Genomic DNA, 17,112 nt, shown 5'->3' with positions numbered 1-17,112 from the left:
GGCTCATCGTTGCGCCTCCTTATTCTAATTGAATCGTCGTTGTGGGCGCAGCATGCCGGGACTCCGTGGAGAACACGTCACAGGACCCCCGAGGTTGAGAGACACGTCGGGGGCGATGGCGCGTCAAGATGGCTGGGGAATCGCGTACGGAGGGTGCCAGGACGGCTATGTCATCGTGGCCTGAGGCGCTCTGCCGCTGTGGACGGGAGTGTGAGCGCGAGGCCGGCGAAGGCCCGGGCGGTGTCGAGGAGCGCGGCGAGGCCCGAGGTCGAGCGCCATCCGCCGGTCACGCCGGTCCAGTGCTTCATGGGCACGAAGATGTTGCCGTCGGTGTACGGCGCCGCGCGATCCAGGAAGGTCGCGCGGATCGCGTAGGCCGCGAATAACCGCTCCATGAGGCCCGGGAAGGCGACGAACGCCGCGGCGGCGATGCGTCCCGCGGCGCCGACATACACGCTGCGCCGCGGCCGCTCGGCGAGCGAGACCATCGCCGCCGCGACCCGCTCGGGGTCGACGATCGGCCGCATCGGCTGGACGGCGCGGCCGGTCGTGTTGCCGGCGTGCTGGTAGATGGGGGTGTCGACCGTCGCGGGCAGGAGCGTGCAAACGTGGATGTCCGGGGTGCTGGAGAGCTCCTGTCTCAAGCAGGACGAGAGGCCCATGATCCCGAACTTGGAGATCACGTAGGCGCTCATCGTCGGCGCGCCGAACTTGCCAAGAACGGAGACGTTGTTGATGAGCACCCCGGCGCCCTGCGCGCGGAAACAGGGCAGCACCGCCCGCGCCCCGTGCACATAGCCGAGCAGGTTCGTCTCGATGACCTGGCGGTAGGCCTCGTAGGGCGCCTCGTCCGCTCGCGTGTAGAGGAACACGGCGGCGTTGTTCACCCAGACGTCGATCCTGCCGAACACCTCGACGGCGGCGTGGGCGAGCGCTCGGACGGCTTGCTCGTCCCTCACGTCCGTCGGGACGGCGAGCGCCCGCGCGCCGACGCTGGCGCATTCGGCGGCGACCTCCTCGATGGCCGCCTCGTTCCGAGCGGCGATGACGACCCGCGCGCCGCGCCTCGCGAACGCGAGCGCCGCCGCCCTGCCAATGCCCGAAGATGCCCCGGTGATAACGACCACCGCGTCGCGAATGCACTTCCGCATGACTGGCCCCCTCCCGCGCGGTCTTTCCCTCGCCGAGAGGAGAGCAAGGCGCGGGCCATCAGGGCGCGGAGCGGATGGGCCGCGGAGCTCGATTGAAACGGCGAGCGTGGTGAATGGATGAAGAATTTAAAACGCAAGGACGCAAGGACGCAAGGACGCAAAGACGCAAAGACGCAAAGACGCAAAGTCGCAAAGACACAAGGAGGAGAAGAAACAAATCTTTCTCTCTCCCTTGCGCCTTTGCGTCTTTGCGCCTTTGCGTTTTTTTCTTCTCTCTCTTCAGCCGTAGAAGGGCTTCCCGGTCCTCGCCGCCTCGACGAGCGCCGGGGCGGGCGTCCAGCGCTTGCCGAAGCGGCGCTCGTAGATCTCGATGCGGCGGAGCACCTCCGCGGCGCCGAGGCTGTCGACGTAGCGGAACGGCCCGCCGCGGAACGGCGGGAAACCCAGGCCGAAGATCGCGCCGATGTCGCCGTCGCGCGGGCTCCGGAGGATCCCTTCGCCGAGGCAGTGCAGCGCCTCGTTCACGAGCTGGAGCGAGCAGCGCAGCTGGATCTCCTCGACCGGCACCGGCGGGCTGTCCTTCGCCCTCGGCACCGGCAGCCCGAGCACGCCATAGACGCTCTCGTCGGCGTGCTTGCCCTTGCCCTTCTTCTTCGCCGCCGCGCCGTACAGGTACATCCCGCGCTCGTTCTTGCGGCCCCTCCGGTCGTCGGACACCAGCCTGGCCATCGTGGGAGGCGGCGCGAGGCGGTCGCCGAACGCCTCGAGCATGATCGGGCCGACGTGGGCCGCCACGTCGATGCCCACCTCGTCGAGCAGCGCGAGCGGACCGACCGGCCAGCCCCACGCGACGAGCGCCGCGTCGACCTGCTCGATCGCGACCCCCTCGGCGAGCAGCCAGCTCGCCTCGTTCATGTACGGCCCGAGGATCCGGCTCGTGTAGAAGCCGACCCCATCGTTCACGACGATGACCGTCTTGCCCTGGCGCTTGCCGACCGCCACCGCCGTCGCGACCACCTCGGGGGACGTCGCCTCGGTCCGGATGACCTCGAGCAACGGCATCTTGTGCACCGGGCTGAAGTAGTGCATCCCGACCACGTTCTCCGGCCGCCTCGACGCGGCCGCGATTCGGGAGATCGGGATCGACGACGTGTTCGACGCGAAGATCACCCCGTCCTTGCCGTGCTCCTCGACGTCCCGCAGGACCGCGTGCTTCACCGCGAGATCCTCGAACACCGCCTCGATCACGAGATCGGCGCTCCGGAGGCCCGAGCCGTCCGTCGTCGCGGTGAGCAGCGCGAGCTTCTCGTCGCGATCGAGCGGCGTGAGCTGCTTCTTCTTCACCCGCTCGCCGAGGAGGTCGGCCACGTACTTGAGCCCGCGGCCGATCGACGCGTCGTCGCGATCCCGGAGCCGCACGGAGATGCCGGCGTTCAGGCTGACATACGCGATGCCGGCCCCCATCAGGCCGGCGCCGATCATCGCGATCTTCTCGACCTTCCTCGGCTGCACGGCGGGGTCGTCCACGCCGGTGTCCTTCTTCATCGCGTTCGTCGCGAAGAAGAGCTCCATCAGCCGATGCGCCGTGCTCGACGCGACGAGCTCGCCGAACGCGCGCGCCTCGACCTCCTTCGACGCCTCGAAGCCCTTCTCCGCATAGGTCCTCAGCACGTCGATGATCCGCTCGGGCGCCGGGTAGTGCCCGCCGGTCTTCTTGCGCGTCTGCCGCGCTGCCTGCTGGAAGAGCAGGGCACGGCCGATCGGGTTCCGCTCCAGGGCCGCGCGGGTGAGCGCGGCGGAGTCGAGCTTCGGCGCGCTCGCCCGCTTGGGCTGGAACGGCGGGCCGGCCGCAGCGAGCTTGAGCGCGAGCGCCGCGGCCGTCTCCCTCAGGATGGCCGCGGGGACGACGTCGTCGGCGACGCCGAGCTGCCGCGCCTTCGAGGGGCGCATGTTCTTGCCGGTGAGGCCGTGATCGAGCGCCGCCTTCAGGCCGGCGCGCTCCGCGAGCCGCTGGAGCCCGTTGATCCCGGGGAGCAGGCCGAGCTGCACCTCGGGCAGGCCGAGCACCGTCTTCCGGTCGTCGCTCAGCACCCGGGCGTGGCAGGCGAGCGCCACCTCGAGGCCGCCGCCGAGCGCGGCGCCGTGGATCGCCGCGACGATCGGCTTCGGCGAGCGCACGATCCGCAGGATCGCCTCGTGGCCGGCACGGCACATCGCCTCGGCCTGGGCCGCCGTGGCGACGCCCTTCAGCATCTCGATGTCCGCGCCCGCGATCCAGGTGTCGGCCTTGCCGGACACGAGGATCGCCGCCTTGATGAGCGGGTTGCTCGCGATCTGGCCCGCGATCCGCTCGAGATCGCCGGTGAACGTGGGCTTCAGCGTGTTGACCGCCTCGCCCGGGACATCGTAGGTGACGACGGCCACGCCGTCGGGGCGCACCTCGAGGGAGAGCGGGCTCGCGGCCGCGGGGGCCGGCGTGGCGGCGGATGTCGTGGTCATGCGGCCTCCAGGACGACGGCGGCGCCGAGGCCGCCCGCCGCGCAGACGGTGAGGAGCGCGTGCTGCCCGCCGCGCTTCTTGAGCTCGCGGAGCGTGGAGAGGACCATGCGCCCCCCCGTCGCCGCGAAGGGGTGGCCGAGCGCGATCGAGCCGCCGTTGACGTTGAGCTTCTCCGGGTCGATCTCGCCGACGGGCGTGGACCGGCCGAGCTTCTCCGCGGCGAACGACGGCGACGCGAGCGCCTTCAGGTTGGACGCGACCTGGGCGGCGAAGGCCTCGTGCATGTCGACGAGGTCCATGTCGGCGAGCGAGAGGCCGGCGCGCTCGAGCGCCCGCGGCACGGCGAACACCGGGGCCATCAGGAGCTGCCAGCCAGGGTCGACCGCCGCGTAGGACCACGATTTGACGTACCCGAGCGGCTGGTAGCCGAGCGCCTTGGCCTTGCCCTCGCGCATCAGGAGCAGGGCGCTCGCCCCGTCGGTCAGCGGCGACGCGTTGCCCGCGGTGATCGTGCCGTGCCGCCGATCGAAGGCCGGCGACAGCTTCGCGTAGGCGTCGAGGGTCGAGTCGTCCCGGACCACGTTGTCGCGCTCGACCGGCTTGTCGTAAGGCGGGGGGATCACGTGCATGACCTCGGCCGCGTAGGTGCCGTCGCGCCAGGCGCGCGCGGCGTTCGTGTGCGAGCGGTGGGCGATCGCGTCCTGCTCGGCGCGCGAGATGCCGTTCTGCTTCGCCATCTTCTCGGCGGCCTCGCCCATCTGCTCGCCCGTGGTCGGCTCGCGCGAGAAGCCCGGGATCGGGGGCACGAGGTCCTTCAGCGAGAGGCGGGAGAGGATCTCCAGCCGGGCGCCGAGCGTCCTGGCCTTCTGGAAGTCGGTCAGCGCGGAGGCGAGCTTCCGGGAGACGCCGAGCGGCACGTCGCTCATGCTGTCGGCGCCGCCGACGAGGGCGACGTGGTGCTGGCCGGCGAGCATCGCCTCGGCGGCGCTCGTCATGGCCTGGAGCGACGTGGCACACGCGCGCGAGACGCTGTAGGCGTCGGTGTCCTTGGGCAGGCCGGTGCGCAGCACGACCTCGCGCGCGATGTTGAGCCAGTCGAGCGTCGGCACCACCTGGCCGTAGACGACCAGCGTGACGTCGCGCGGGGTCACCTCGCTCCTCTGGAGGAGCTCCTTGACCACCGTGGCCGCGAGATCGACCGTGCGCAGCGCCTTGAGCGCCGTCCCCGCCTTGGTGAACGGCGTGCGCAGCCCGGCAACGACCGCCACCCGGTCCTTGCCGCCCTTCCCATTCTTGCCTGAAGCCATGTCGACTCCTCTGCTGCCGGAGAGCCCATCGCGAGCCCGCCCCGCGCGCCCCGCGCAGCCCCCCCGGATCCCGGCGTGCCAGCGCACACCGGTCGGGGGTATTCCCTTAGGCGCGCTAACGCGTCGTGTCAACCGTGGGCGGCCAGGGCGTCGCAGGCGGCGAGGCGCTCCACGAGAAAGCGACGAGCGAGAAAGAAGGGTTGGGGCAGCCTGGGCGCTAATTTGGCCCACGCATGAGCTTGCCGATAGCGTGGTTGGCCATGCGGAAACTCATTCTATGCAGTGCGTTGCTCTGCGGCGCTCCGGCGCTCGCGGGGTGTGCGACGTTTGCAAGCGACTCGGCGCCGGCGGCGCCGGGTTATGTGTATGTGGCCGGTCACAAGAACAACCAGCCTGCGATGTGGATGTGCCCTGACGCGCCGGGCAAGGCGGAGTGCACCGAGGTCGAGGTAACGACGGAGGCAGCCGAATGAAGCGTTCTTTGATTTTCGGGCTCTTGCTCGCGAGCTTCGGCGCGATCGGCTGTCAGGGGAGCTACACGAGCATCCGGCAGATCGACGGGACGCGGTACCACGTCACGCGCACGAAGCAGGGCTTCCTCAACGCGTACGGCACCGTGTTCGACTGCCAGGCCAAGGGCGACGCGATGACGTGCGTCGAGATCAGCGATCTGTGAGCTCCGCGCGGGAGCGCTGCTCCTCGCAGGGTCTCTAGATCGCCGGCCGGTCGAAGAATAAAAAACGCAAAGGCGCAAAGACGCAAAGACGCAAAGACGTAAAGACGTAAAGACGCAAAGACGCAAAAAAGGCGTCGAGAAGAATTTTTTTCTCGCTTCTTCTTGCGTCTTTGCGTCTTTGCGTTTCATTCTCTCTCTGCGGCTCCGGTGCGCGCGCCGCCGGCAGCGGGCGGCCTCTCACGCCTCGCGCAGGAAGGCCTCGAGCAGCGCCGCCGAGACGTCGAGGAGATCGCGCTCGGTCACGATGCCCACGAGCCGCTCGCCCGCGACGACGGGCAGGCAGCCGACGCGGTGCTCGCGCATGATCCGCATCGCCTCCAGCGTCGGCGTGTCCGGCGCGACGGTCACGGGGTCGGGCCGCATGATCGACGCGACCGTGGGCGGCGCGGATCCGCTCGGCGTCGCCGCGGCGCCGCGGGCGACGAGCCGGAGCAGCGCGCGGTGGGAGATGACGCCGACGAGCCGGCCCTGCTCGTCCTCGACCGGGACGTGGCGCACGTGCCGCCAGTCCATGACGCTCGCGGCGAAGTCGACGATGTCGGTGGGACGCACCGTGAAGAGATCGGTCGACATGAACTGGCCCACGGTCCGGTAGCTGTCGCGCACGAGGTCCAGGTCGTCCTCGAGCGCGGCGGGCTCCCACGCGTGCACCGGGCGCCCGGCCCCGCCGCCCCGGGCCTCCTCCCGCTGGCGGGCGAGCATCGCGGCGCAGAGGGCGCGGCTTCGCAGCTCCGGGGTGCCCCGCCCGGCCATGGACGCGAGCGAGCCGAGCGCCCACTGCGCGCCCGTCTGGCCGCGGCGGACCCGCTCCTCGACGACGCCGAGGTACCGGTCGACGTCGGCGGCGTCGATGCCCGCGGCCAGGAGGCCCGCCCGGGCGGCGGGGAGGAGGTGCGAGAGGATGAGCTCCGGGGCAGGAAGGCTCCGGCCGCCGAGCCACGTGAGCTGCGCCTTGAGGCCGTGGCGGGCCGCCGCGAAGAAGTTCGCCTTGGCGTCCTCGAACGGCATCTCGAGGTCGATGCGCGGGTGCTCGTCGGCGAGGCCGGACATGAGGCCGAAGAAGAATGCGGCGTTCGCGACCTCGTCGAGGACCGTGGGCCCCGAGGGCAGCGCGCGGCTCTCGATGCGCAGGTGCGCGACCCCGGCCAGGGCCCCGTAACAGGGGCGGTTCCAGCGGTAGACAGTGCCGTTGTGGACCCGCAGGGCCTTGAGGTCCGGCACCTCCCCGCGCGCGAGCACGGCCGCGGGGCGCTCGCCGGTGTCGGCGGTCATGATCACGCGGAACCGCGCGATGTCCTCGCGGAAGAGCTCGAGCACGCCGCCCTGCACCCAGCCGTCGCCGAAGTGGACGCGGGGCCTGTGCTGCCGGCCCTCGAGCGCGCTCGGGCGGGTGTCGACCGAGGTCTCGAAGAGGGCGATCCGGGTCTCGTGCCAGAGCCGCTGCCCGAGGAGCAGCGGCGAGTTGACCGCGGCGGCGAGGACGGGCGCGGTCACCGCCTGGGCGAGGTTGTAGAGCGACGCGAACTCCCGCGCCCCGACCTGGAGGTGGACCTGGAAGCTCGTGTTGCACGACTCGAGCAGGATGTTGTCGTGGGTCAGCTCGAGCTCGTCGAGCCCGTGGATCGAGACGCGGAAGTCGCCCTGGCGCAGCCGCAAGAGCGCGCGGTTGAGCTCGTGGTAGCGAGGCGCCGGCGTGAGGTTCTCGAGGCGGAGGTCGCCGGCGCGCAGGGTGGGGAGGATGCCCGTGAGCAGGACGTCGGCGCCGGCGGCGCGCGCGGCCTCGGCCGCCCGCCCGATGACCTCCGAGAGCTCGGCCTCGAGCCGCCGCAGGCAGTCGCCGCCGAACGGGAGCGGGGTGAGGTTCGCCTCCAGGTTGAAGCGGGCGAGCTCGGTCGTGAGCCGAGCATCGGCGGCCCGCTCGAGCACCTCCAGCGCGAGCGGGGCGGGCCGGAGCGCGCGGTCGACGAGGAACATCTCCTGCTCGGCGCCGATGCGGTGCACGCCGGACTCGATGCGATCCTCCAGGAGGAGGCGCTCGAGCGCCTCCACGTCGTCGAGCAGCGCCCGCATGAACGCCTTGTGCTGCTGCTCGCTCGCCTGCTCGGAGACGTGCTGCTCGCCCATGGTGATCTCCCCGCCTTTCGCTCGCCCTCGCGCCAGGGAAGCCTACGACGGCGAGCGGCAGGGGGCGCGGGGGATCCCCCGGCGGGACGGCGGGCGTCTGGCTCGGCGCGGGCGGCGCGGGCGGCGGGCGAAGGTGGGCGGCGCGGTCAGAAGCTGCGGCCGGCCGCGAGCCGCAGGGTGGCGACCTTGTCCTCGGCGAGGCCGAACCCGAGCGGCGCGTCGAGCGCCACGAGCAGCCCCGCCCGGGCGTAGAAGCCAGGCTGCTTCACCGTGTAGGTGAAGAACGGCTCCATCGCGAGCTGCACCCTGTCGTCGCGGGTCAGCGTCAGCGCGGCCTGGAGGCGGAGCCCGCCGCCGTAGGGGCCTCGGCCGCGCAGCTCGAGCTCGTCGCCCTGCTCGACCACGAGCTCGACGCCGGCCCTGCTGGTCGGGAGGGCGAGCATCACCGCGGTGTCCGCGCGGTAGACGAGCCGCGCGGCGAGCTCCGCCTCGACGCCGCCGTGGGCCCTCAGGGGCAGGTGCCCGACGGTGAGCCGGTGCAGGTCGAAGGAGGCGCGCGCGGGGGCGGTCGCCTGCAGCGTGGCGCGGGCGTCGGCGTCGGGGGCGCTGAGGACGGGGATCGAGAGCGCGCCGCCGCCGAAGACGGTGAGCTTGCGCGAGAGGGCGCGCGCATGGTGGGCGCCGATCGTGGGGTTGCCGAAGAAGAGGCTGCCGGCGCTGCTGCTCTCGTCGACGCCGAGCCGGGTGGACCGAAACGAGGCGGAGACGTCGCCATAAGCGAGCGGGAGATCCACGTCGAGGTGGAGACGGCCGAACCATTCGAGCTGACCTCGGAGATCGAAGGTCAGCCCGAACGTGCTCACCTCGGAGGTGACATCGTCCATGGCCCATGAGGCCGACTTGCTCAGGACGTCGAGCTCAAGCTCCGCACGCGATCCCTGGGATTTAGCCCAGCTGTTCTTTTCTGCCGGAGCGGCAGGCGGCGCCGTGAGCCAGAGCGAGAGCAGGAGAGCGGAGGAGAGCAGCGATCTCGCGTTCAATCAGGCCCACCTGCGAGGAGTACCATGGCTCGGCTCGGCCGTGGTTATCGAACGGCGCCCTCGGCGCCCGCGGCGTCCTCGTCGTCGTCCCCGTCCTCGTCAGCTTCAGCGTCGTCCTCCTCGTCGTCCTCCTCGTCCTCGTCAGCTTCAGCGTCGCCGTCGAACAGCAGGGAGGGGGCGTCCTCGTTGCCGTGCTCCGCGAAGATCGCGTCGGCGGCGATCACGAGCTCCTCCATGCGGTCGGCGTCGACGGGGCCGTACACGGCGAGCGCCATGGTGCGATCCTGCACGAACAGCCACGCGTCGGGGAAGTCGAGCAGGGCGTCGCGGATGCTCTTCGAGAGCCACCGGCCGATGGCCTTCGCTTCGGGCCCCTCGACAAGGAACTGCTCCATGAACTCCGGGTCCTTCTTGAACTGGACGCCGGTGTTGGGGGCACGCCTGCCATCGACGATGGGCAGCGGGCACACGGTGAGCCGCGGCGCGGCCTTGGCCAGCTTGGTGAGGACCACCTGGTACTCGCTGCCGTTCTTCGCGTCCGGGCCCACGACCGCGACGTAGGCGAGCTTCGGGACGAGCTCGTAGCGGGCGAGGACCGCGCCGCCGCCCGTCTCCTGCAGCGTGTGCTGGAGGCTGGACGGCAACGAGCGCACCGGACGAGGGCCGTCGCCGCCGTCGCCGGCCTTTCGGCCGCCGGGCTTCGCGCCGGAACGGCCCGGGGCCGCCTCGGGGGTCATCAGCGCGCGCCAGCGCGCGAGCTCGCGGTCGCGCCGCGCCTCGTGCCGACCGCGAAAGCCGGTCAGGAACCAGACGACGAGCAACGCAAGGGGACCTACGTACCAGAGCCAGGGCATGGGGCGGCGATGCTAGCAAACCTCGCGGAGCTGCGGTGGGGTCGCGCGCGCCCGCGGCGAGCCTCGGCGCGAGGCGGCGAGGTTCAGGGCGCGGGGGCCGGAGCGGCGTCGTCCGGCCGCTCGAAGACGCACCAGTAGCCGTTCTTGCTGTGGCGCACCATCCCGGCCACCTCGTACACGCCCCGGAAACGCCGGTCCCTGCGGAGCTTCTCCTGCGCCGGGAACGGGAGCTTGTCGCAGGTGTCGGCGCCGCCGACGAACACGAAGTAGCGCGGCATCTTGTCGAAGACGTGCTGCACGTAGCCGGGGCCCGTCTTGCGCGTGTAGCCGCCCGGGAGCTTGGAGATCACGGGATCGACGAGGCCGAGGAGATCGAGCACCGGGTAGTCGGTCACATACCCGATGTACCCGATGTCGCCCACGGCGACCTCGCCGGGCTTGCCGTGCTCCACGAACCAGTTGGCCACGCCGCCCGCGGCGCTGTCCCAGAACCGCTTCTCGTCGTCGAGGATCCGGTGCTGGGCGCGCTCGATCCGCTGCGCCCGGAAGACGCCCAGCGCGATGAGACAGCCGAGCGCGAGCACGCCGGCCCCCGCGGCGAGGGCGATCGCCCCGCCCTCGGGCGCGTCCGCGGCGCGGGCCGAGAGCTGGGCGAGCAGCGGCTCGAGCAGCGCGCGCGCGCCGAGGCCCGCGAGGAGGAAGCAGAACGGCTCGAACGGGCTCATGAAGCGGTAGTACGGCATCCAGTCCCCGCCCACGAGGAGCACGTAGCCGCCCACCGCGAGCGCGAGGGCCGCGACGCAGAGCGCGTCGCGGTGGCGCGCGACGATCGCCACGCAGAGGCCGAAGAGCGCGAGCAGCAGCGCCGGCCACGTGTGCTCCGCGTACTCCGCGAGGTAGCGCTGCCCGCCGGCCAGCTGCTCCGCGAGGCTGCCGGTCTTGGCGCTCAGCGTGTTCGGCAGCCACGTGCCGTAGTAGCTGTGCCGCCAGAGCATGTGGCACGCGATGGGCGCGGCGAAGACGACGCCGCGGAGGAGGTTCTGCCGCCCGAAGAAGCGCAGGCCGAGGAAGAGCATCGGTATGCCGATGAACATCGGCGCTTCCGGGCGCGTCAGGCCAGCGAGCCCGAAGACGAGGCCCGAATACGGGAAGCCGGTCCCCCGGTCGCGCTCGCGGAACATCATCTCGGTGCCCGCGAGGACGAGCAGGACGAACAGCGGCGTCTCCAGGCCGAAGACGGCATATCCGCTCTGCACGATCGAGCTCGCGAACAGCCACGTGGCGATGCAAGGGACCGCGCCGTGCGGGCGGAGCCGGGCCGAGAGGAGGTAGAGCGCGCCGAGCGAGCCGCAGGCGGCGAGCCCGCCGAGCACCTTGGCGACGACGTCGGGGTCGAGGCCGAGCTTGATGCCGCCCGCGAGCAGCACCGTCCAGAGGAAGTTCGTGTACCCCTCGATGCGCTCGCCGGCGTTGTAGACGAGCCCGAGGCCCCGGGCGAAGTTGCGCGCGTACCGGTACGAGATGTACGCGTCGTCGATCGTGAACGAGCGCACGCGCACCATGTTCACGATGAGCAGGAACGCCGGCAACACGAGGCCGAACGCGAGGTGCAGGCGCTCGGAGAGCGGCGCGCCTCGCAGCCAGTCGCGCAGGCGTCGGGCCGGGGGCGCGCCTTCGACGGCGCCGTCGCCCGCGGCTTCCATGTCGCCGTCGCCCTCGCCGCTCGGAGGGGCGACCCCGAGCTGCCCGTGCTCTGCTTCTTCCGGTTCCAGGAAAGCCATGTGAAGCCTCTCCCTACCATGGATGGTTCATGTCGGGGTCGTTTCTTGGTCGAGGCGCTCATCCCAGCTATCCTCGCGACATGCGTGCAACCATTGTCGCTCTTGCCGCCTCCTCCGCCCTTTTCGTCGCGCCCCCGGCCCTCGGTGCTCGAGGCGTGCCGTGCGGCTTCTATGGCATCGATCCAGGGGCGCCCGTCGACGCAGGGGAGGTGATCTTCGACGACGATCACGCGAAGCGGCTCGCGCGGGCGGGCGCCGGCGCCGTGCGCGTCGAGTTCCTGCTCGATGACGCCGAGGCGTGGGACGACGACAAGCTCGAGCAGTACGACGACATCATCGACGCGGCGCGCGCCGCGGGCCTCGAGCCGGTCGGGCTCCTCTCTCACCGCACGCTCGGAGAAGAACAGGACGTCTGGAACGACGATCGGGATCGGGACGGCAACAACCCCTATGTGGAGGCGTTCGCCGCGACGGCAGAGGCGCTCATGACGAGGTACGCCGGGGACGTCGTCCAGTGGGAGATCTGGAGTCAGCCGAACTGCTCCGAGCTCCCCGACCCCGCGCTCGAGCCGCAGCACGCCGGCTGCACCTTCGTCCTGCCCCGGGTGCTCGCGCGGATCCTCGCCGAGATCCGCATCCGCAACGAGGCGCTCTTCAACGTCGACGAGCTGTCGCTGACCACGGGTGGCCTGCTCGCCTCGGACGACCCGGCCGCGCCGTTCTCGGGCGTCGATTACCTGCGCGAGCTCTACGCGCAGCCGGTGTGGGACGAGCTCGAGGCGCGCTTCGGCCAGCGGACGCCGTGGTCTCGCCTCGGTCAACAGCTGTTCTTCCATCAGAGCACCGAGGTCGATCCGGTGACGCTCAACGATTATCTCGACGCGCTGCGCGACGTCGCCGACGAGGAGGGGGACGAGAGCCCCTTCGCCGTGACCGGGATGGCGTGGTCGAGCGCGCTCGCCGGCGAGGAGCTCCAGGCGGCGAACCTGACAACGTCGTTCGAGCTCCTCGCGGAGCGCGACGACGTCGCCGGCGTGGTCTGGGCCAGCTTCCAGGACGCGCCGCTCGACGAGCAGCCCTTCGGCCTCGTCGACGAGGCCGGCGTGGAAAAGCTCGCGCTCGCCGCGTTCAGCAACTCGGCCGACAAGTGCGAGCCGACGGCGGATGGCGGGGGGTCGGGGAGCGGCGGCGGGGGGAGCGGATCGAGCGGCGGCGGCGTCGCAGCCGGCTCGCCGCCCGGCAGCAGCGGGCAGATCGGGCGGCCGATCGACGGAAAGCGGCGCGCGAGCTCCTGCAGTTATGCCGCGGGCGCGACCAGCGGAGGCGGAACGCGGCCAGCTGTGGGGTGGCTCGCGTTGTTCGCGCTCGGCGCGATCGCGACGGTGCGCCGCCGCCGCGTCGTTTGAAGGCAACTCGAGCGCCCTCGTCGCCGACAGGGGAGGCATGCCTCACAGCTCGGCGCGCGTCGCGCGGCGGATGGCCGTGCACGTCGGATTTTTGTTCTTCAATGGTTGCGGGCACGACGGCGCGGGCGACGGCTTCGGCGTCTGCGGCGACGGCGTGGTCGACGAGCGCGAGGCGTGCGACGACGGCAATACCGCGGAGGGCGACGGCTGCTCGCCGACGTGCCAGCGCGAGGAGCCAGCGGCGCCCCGCTGCGGTGACGGCGCGCTCGACGCGGGCGAGGCGTGCGACGATGGCAACACGGCGGCCAGGGACGGCTGCTCGGCGGCGTGCGAGATCGAGGTGCCCCCGCGCTGCGGCGACGGCGCCATCGATCCGGGGGAGCAGTGCGACGACGGGGACGTCGCGACGGGCGACGGCTGCGAGGTCGATTGCAGGAAGACGCCGGCCGAGGAGACCGCCTGCGAGGAGCTTTTGCCGCTCGCGCAGGGGACCTGCGAGGTGGTCGCCGGCGCGGGCGCGACGCTGATCCGGGGCGTCGTGCTGGCCCCGGGCAGGGTGTACCGGGGCGGGCGGGTGCTCGTGGACGAGCGGGGCGCGATCGCGTGCGTCGGCTGCGATTGCGAGGCGGCGGGCGCGACGGAGATCATGTGCCCGACCGGCGTCGTCTCCCCGGCGCTGATCAACACGCATGATCACCTCACGTACACGCAGAACAGCCCGTATACCCCGACCGAGGAGCGCTATGAGCACCGGCACGACTGGCGCACCGGCAACAACAAGCACACGAGGATCGACACGCCCGGCATGGCCAGCCAGGCGCAGATCCGCTGGGGCGAGCTCCGCTGCCTGATGGGCGGCGCGACCTCGATCGTGGGCTCGGGGAGCGCGCCAGGCCTCCTCCGGAACCTGGACCGGGCCGACCAGGAGGGCCTGGGCCAGAGCGCGGTCCATCTCGACACGTTCCCGCTCGACGACACGGGCGGCCGCGAGCTCGTGAGCGGTTGCGGCTACTCGGCCGACATGGTGACAGGGAAGGACGTCGAGGGAGAGGACGCCTATTGCCCTCACGTCGCCGAGGGGATCGATGCGTCGGCGCGCAACGAGTTCGTCTGCCTGAAGGCGGAGCCGAACGACGTGCTCGAGCCGCAGAGCGCGTTCATCCACGGGATCGGCCTGACCGCGCCCGACTACGCGGCGATGGCGGCGGAGGGCACGGCGCTCATCTGGTCTCCCCGCTCCAACATCACGCTTTACGGCGACACCGCGGTGGTCACCGCCGCCGCCCGCCTCGGGGTGCAGATCGCGCTCGGCACCGACTGGATCGCGACCGGATCGATGAACCTCCTGCGCGAGCTCCGGTGCGCGGCGGCGCTCAACGAGACGTATTACGACGGCTTCTTCACCGATGAGGAGCTGTGGAGGATGGTCACCGGAAGCGCCGCCGCGGTCACCGCGACGGACGACGTGATCGGCGCGCTCTCCACGGGGAAGGTCGCCGACATCGCGATCTTCGACGGCAGAGAGCGCGAAGGCCACCGCGCGGTCGTCGCCGCCGATCCCGAGGACGTCGTCCTCGTGATGCGCGGCGGAAAGGTCCTGTATGGCGACGCGGCCGTGGTGTCCGCGGTCCGGGGCGCGGGCGCGTGCGACGCGGTCGACGTGTGCGGCGTGTCGAAGCAGGTCTGTCTGCAGGACGAGATCGGGATGACGCTGGCGGATCTTGAGCAGCAGGCGGGCGAGATCTACCCGGCCTTCTTCTGCGGCGAGCCCGAGGGCGAGCCGCTCTGCACCCCGTCGCGCGCGGAGAGCGCGCCCCTGAACGCCTCGGTGAACGGCTCGACCGTCTACACCGGGCAGCCGACGGACGCGGATCTCGACGGCGACGGCATCGAGAACGGCGCGGACGATTGCCCGAGCGTCTTCAACCCGATCCGGCCGCTCGACGACGGGGGCCAGGCGGACTTCGACGGCGACGGCGACGGTGACGCCTGCGACGCGTGCCCGCTCGACGCGGGCAGCACGCTCTGCTCGCCGCCGGACCCGAACGACGCCGACAACGACGGCATCGAGAACGGCGCGGACAACTGCCCGAGCCTCCAGAACCACGATCAGGCCGACGCGGACGGCGACGGCAAGGGCGACCCGTGCGACCTGTGCCCGGACCAGGCGAACCCCGGGGCCCTGGGCTGCGCGGTGGCGATCTACGATATCAAGGACGGCACGCGCGCGGAGGGCGAGACGGTGGCCCTGGAGAACGCGCTCGTGACCGGGAAGCACGCGAGCGGCTTCTTCGTCCAGGCGAAGCCGGGCGACCCGGGGTACGCGGGGCCGGCGTACTCCGGCGTCTACGTGTACAGCCCGCAGAACACGGTGCTCGTCGGCGATCGCGTGCGGATCACGAGCGCGGTGATCTCGAATTACTTCGGGCAGATCCAGCTCGGGTCCGCCGTGGTCGAGGTGATCGCGTCGCTCGGCGAGGCGGCGCCGGCGCCGGAGCCCGTCGCGCTGGTCGACATCGCGACGGGCGGCGCGCGCGCCGCCGAGCTCGAGGGGGCCCTCGTCGAAATGGGGGGCGTCACGGTGATCGGGCTCGACACGACGGTTCATGAATTCATCGTCACAGGCGATCTGCGCGTGGACGACCTCCTGTACCGGGCCAACCCCTTCCCGGCGAAGGGGGATCATTTCGCGAGCATCCGCGGCATCCTCGTCCACCGTAACCAGGACTCGAAGGTCGAGCCGCGCGGCGTCGAGGACCTCGTGGCGGCGGCCGCGACGGCGGGGCTCGTGATCAACGAGGTGGATTACGATCAGCCGGGCGGAGATGGAGCCGAGTTCATCGAGATCTACAATGGCGCGGGCGCGCCCGTGGATCTCGTGGGCCATGCGCTCGTGCTGGTCGATGGATCCAGCAGCGCGCCCTCCGCCTACAGAACGCTCGATCTGAGCTCCGCCGGTACGCTCGCGGCTGGCCAGTACCTCGTCGTCGGCAGCACGGCGGTGGTCGGCACCGACACCATGCCAGGCGTCGTGGCGGAAGGTGCGGTGACGATCGCCTTCCCGGGCGCGCAGGCCGATCGGGTGCAGAACGGGGCTCCCGACGGGATCGCGCTGATAAACACCAACTCAGGGGCCGTGCTCGACGCGCTCTCCTACGAGGGGAGCATCACCGCCGTCACGATCGGGGGCGCCAGCGTGAGCCTCGTCGAAGGCGGCGCGTTGCCGGCCACGGTGGCGGACGGTGGCATGGCGGCTGGCTCGCTCTGCCGCCTGCCCGACGGGACGGACACGAACCAGGCCGCCGCCGACTGGGCGCTCTGCGCGACGATCACCCCTGGTGCGGCGAACGTGCCGTGAGCCCGGCCGAGACGCTGCGCTCCTCGGCGCAGGGCACCTCGACGGCCCGCGGTTCGCCCGGCGCCGCGCGCGCCGGTGTCTTCGTCCTGTCGGCTGTGTCCGGAGAGAGTGAAGAGAATCAACGAGGAATGAGCCGCGAGCGGGGGCTCACAGGCAGCCGCAGAGCGGATCGCCCGCCTTGCACACGCACTTTCCGCCCTTTGCGCCCTTCTTGGCCGGCGCCGCCGCGCTGGCGCCCCGCGCCGCCTTGCCGGACGTCGCCGCTCGGCCGCGGAGGGTCGCGGTTCCCTTGATGCTCGACGTCTTTGCGTCGGCCACGTCGTCGCCCTGCGCCAGCGCCTTGGTCGCCTCCGTCGCCGTGTAATCGGCGAACGCCTTCCGCGCCTTCTCCGCGTCGCTCTTGGCGGCGTCGAGCGCGAGGGTAAGCTCGGTGATCTTCCGGTTGCGCTCGTCGAGCTGGAGGTTGAGCTGCGCGATCCTGTCCTGCTCGGCCACGCGGGCGGCCACCGCCTCGGCCTGAGCCGCCTCGGCTTCCTTCACCTTGCCGGCGAAGGTGGTCACCGCGACCGTGGCCACGGCCGCCACGACCAGCCCCATCCCGAACACGAACCGACCCCGCCGCTTCTGCCGCACGCCCTGGGCGATCGCCTCGAGCTCGCGTTCAAGGTCCCCCGAGCCCGACATGGGCGGCACGCTGGCAGCGACCGGCGCGATGCTGGTGGGCCCTCTCGTCCCCTGGTAGAGCACTCCCGGGCTTTGTTGCGTGTTCATCATCGCGCGCGACCTCCTCCTGCGTGAGCGATTCCTCCTCTAAGCAAGTGGGGGGCCTCTAAGCAAGTGTGATGCCAGGTGAGCG

The 17,112-nt window shown here is 71.3% G+C and carries 12 protein-coding genes; 4 read left to right on the top strand and 8 right to left on the bottom strand.

What is annotated here, in order from left to right:
• Nucleotides 1-170: 170 nt before the first annotated feature.
• From ACSRUE_RS01320 to fadI, 3 genes are all read right to left on the bottom strand, one after another.
• A complete protein-coding gene (locus tag ACSRUE_RS01320) occupies nucleotides 171-1,151 on the bottom strand; it encodes an SDR family oxidoreductase (protein ID WP_441289436.1) in 981 nt (326 codons plus the stop codon).
• Between the two features lie 279 nt (nucleotides 1,152-1,430).
• Nucleotides 1,431-3,650: a fatty acid oxidation complex subunit alpha FadJ gene (gene fadJ, locus ACSRUE_RS01315; RefSeq protein ID WP_441289435.1), complete on the bottom strand. Its 2,220-nt coding sequence runs from the start codon at nucleotides 3,648-3,650 to the stop codon at nucleotides 1,431-1,433.
• Nucleotides 3,647-4,957 carry an acetyl-CoA C-acyltransferase FadI gene (gene fadI / locus ACSRUE_RS01310; RefSeq protein ID WP_437762283.1) on the bottom strand — a complete coding sequence of 437 codons (1,311 nt, stop codon included), beginning with the start codon at nucleotides 4,955-4,957 and terminating at the stop codon, nucleotides 3,647-3,649. Before fadI ends, fadJ begins: the two co-directional genes overlap by 4 nt.
• A gap of 260 nt (nucleotides 4,958-5,217) precedes the next feature.
• Between fadI and ACSRUE_RS01305 the strand changes: the two genes are divergently transcribed.
• Nucleotides 5,218-5,430, top strand: coding sequence for a hypothetical protein (locus tag ACSRUE_RS01305; RefSeq protein ID WP_437530776.1), 213 nt, complete (start codon nucleotides 5,218-5,220; stop codon nucleotides 5,428-5,430).
• Nucleotides 5,427-5,633: a hypothetical protein gene (locus tag ACSRUE_RS01300; protein WP_437762282.1), complete on the top strand. Its 207-nt coding sequence runs from the start codon at nucleotides 5,427-5,429 to the stop codon at nucleotides 5,631-5,633. Before ACSRUE_RS01305 ends, ACSRUE_RS01300 begins: the two co-directional genes overlap by 4 nt.
• A gap of 237 nt (nucleotides 5,634-5,870) precedes the next feature.
• Here ACSRUE_RS01300 and ACSRUE_RS01295 read toward each other — a convergent pair whose 3' ends face one another.
• From ACSRUE_RS01295 to ACSRUE_RS01280, 4 genes are all read right to left on the bottom strand, one after another.
• The gene (locus tag ACSRUE_RS01295) at nucleotides 5,871-7,817 is read right to left on the bottom strand and encodes a CBS domain-containing protein (protein WP_441289434.1); all 1,947 of its coding nucleotides are present in this window, start codon (nucleotides 7,815-7,817) and stop codon (nucleotides 5,871-5,873) included.
• 146 nt (nucleotides 7,818-7,963) lie between these two features.
• Nucleotides 7,964-8,701 (bottom strand): hypothetical protein, encoded by a 738-nt coding sequence (locus ACSRUE_RS01290; RefSeq protein ID WP_441289433.1) that lies wholly within the window; start codon nucleotides 8,699-8,701, stop codon nucleotides 7,964-7,966.
• Between the two features lie 200 nt (nucleotides 8,702-8,901).
• Nucleotides 8,902-9,711, bottom strand: coding sequence for a hypothetical protein (locus tag ACSRUE_RS01285; RefSeq protein ID WP_441289432.1), 810 nt, complete (start codon nucleotides 9,709-9,711; stop codon nucleotides 8,902-8,904).
• Nucleotides 9,712-9,794: 83 nt separating this feature from the next.
• Nucleotides 9,795-11,492 (bottom strand): hypothetical protein, encoded by a 1,698-nt coding sequence (locus ACSRUE_RS01280; protein WP_441289431.1) that lies wholly within the window; start codon nucleotides 11,490-11,492, stop codon nucleotides 9,795-9,797.
• A 155-nt stretch (nucleotides 11,493-11,647) separates the two neighbouring features.
• Between ACSRUE_RS01280 and ACSRUE_RS01275 the strand changes: the two genes are divergently transcribed.
• Both ACSRUE_RS01275 and ACSRUE_RS01270 read left to right on the top strand, forming a co-directional pair.
• Nucleotides 11,648-12,898 (top strand): hypothetical protein, encoded by a 1,251-nt coding sequence (locus tag ACSRUE_RS01275; protein WP_441289430.1) that lies wholly within the window; start codon nucleotides 11,648-11,650, stop codon nucleotides 12,896-12,898.
• Between the two features lie 37 nt (nucleotides 12,899-12,935).
• On the top strand, nucleotides 12,936-16,256 hold the full coding sequence (locus ACSRUE_RS01270; protein ID WP_441289429.1) for a DUF4215 domain-containing protein: 3,321 nt from the start codon (nucleotides 12,936-12,938) through the stop codon (nucleotides 16,254-16,256).
• Nucleotides 16,257-16,403: 147 nt separating this feature from the next.
• Here the strand turns inward: ACSRUE_RS01270 and ACSRUE_RS01265 are convergent, their stop codons facing one another.
• Nucleotides 16,404-17,030 (bottom strand): hypothetical protein, encoded by a 627-nt coding sequence (locus ACSRUE_RS01265; protein ID WP_441289428.1) that lies wholly within the window; start codon nucleotides 17,028-17,030, stop codon nucleotides 16,404-16,406.
• Nucleotides 17,031-17,112: the final 82 nt, after the last annotated feature.

The organism is Sorangium sp. KYC3313 (assembly GCF_052075895.1).
Classification (GTDB): Bacteria; Myxococcota_A; Polyangia; order Polyangiales; family Polyangiaceae; genus Sorangium; species Sorangium cellulosum_B.
Note: the sequence above shows the minus strand (reverse complement) of the source record. Positions and strands in the feature narration are given on the sequence as shown.

What these genes read in the sequence shown, in the direction of transcription:
- ACSRUE_RS01320 (WP_441289436.1), bottom strand. Translation starts at nt 1,151, where the DNA reads ATGCGGAAGTGCATTCGCGACGCGGTGGTCGTTATCACCGGGGCATCT.
- fadJ (WP_441289435.1), bottom strand. Translation starts at nt 3,650, where the DNA reads ATGACCACGACATCCGCCGCCACGCCGGCCCCCGCGGCCGCGAGCCCG.
- fadI (WP_437762283.1), bottom strand. Translation starts at nt 4,957, where the DNA reads ATGGCTTCAGGCAAGAATGGGAAGGGCGGCAAGGACCGGGTGGCGGTC.
- ACSRUE_RS01305 (WP_437530776.1), top strand. Translation starts at nt 5,218, where the DNA reads ATGCGGAAACTCATTCTATGCAGTGCGTTGCTCTGCGGCGCTCCGGCG.
- ACSRUE_RS01300 (WP_437762282.1), top strand. Translation starts at nt 5,427, where the DNA reads ATGAAGCGTTCTTTGATTTTCGGGCTCTTGCTCGCGAGCTTCGGCGCG.
- ACSRUE_RS01295 (WP_441289434.1), bottom strand. Translation starts at nt 7,817, where the DNA reads ATGGGCGAGCAGCACGTCTCCGAGCAGGCGAGCGAGCAGCAGCACAAG.
- ACSRUE_RS01290 (WP_441289433.1), bottom strand. Translation starts at nt 8,701, where the DNA reads ATGGACGATGTCACCTCCGAGGTGAGCACGTTCGGGCTGACCTTCGAT.
- ACSRUE_RS01285 (WP_441289432.1), bottom strand. Translation starts at nt 9,711, where the DNA reads ATGCCCTGGCTCTGGTACGTAGGTCCCCTTGCGTTGCTCGTCGTCTGG.
- ACSRUE_RS01280 (WP_441289431.1), bottom strand. Translation starts at nt 11,492, where the DNA reads ATGGCTTTCCTGGAACCGGAAGAAGCAGAGCACGGGCAGCTCGGGGTC.
- ACSRUE_RS01270 (WP_441289429.1), top strand. Translation starts at nt 12,936, where the DNA reads ATGCCTCACAGCTCGGCGCGCGTCGCGCGGCGGATGGCCGTGCACGTC.
- ACSRUE_RS01265 (WP_441289428.1), bottom strand. Translation starts at nt 17,030, where the DNA reads ATGATGAACACGCAACAAAGCCCGGGAGTGCTCTACCAGGGGACGAGA.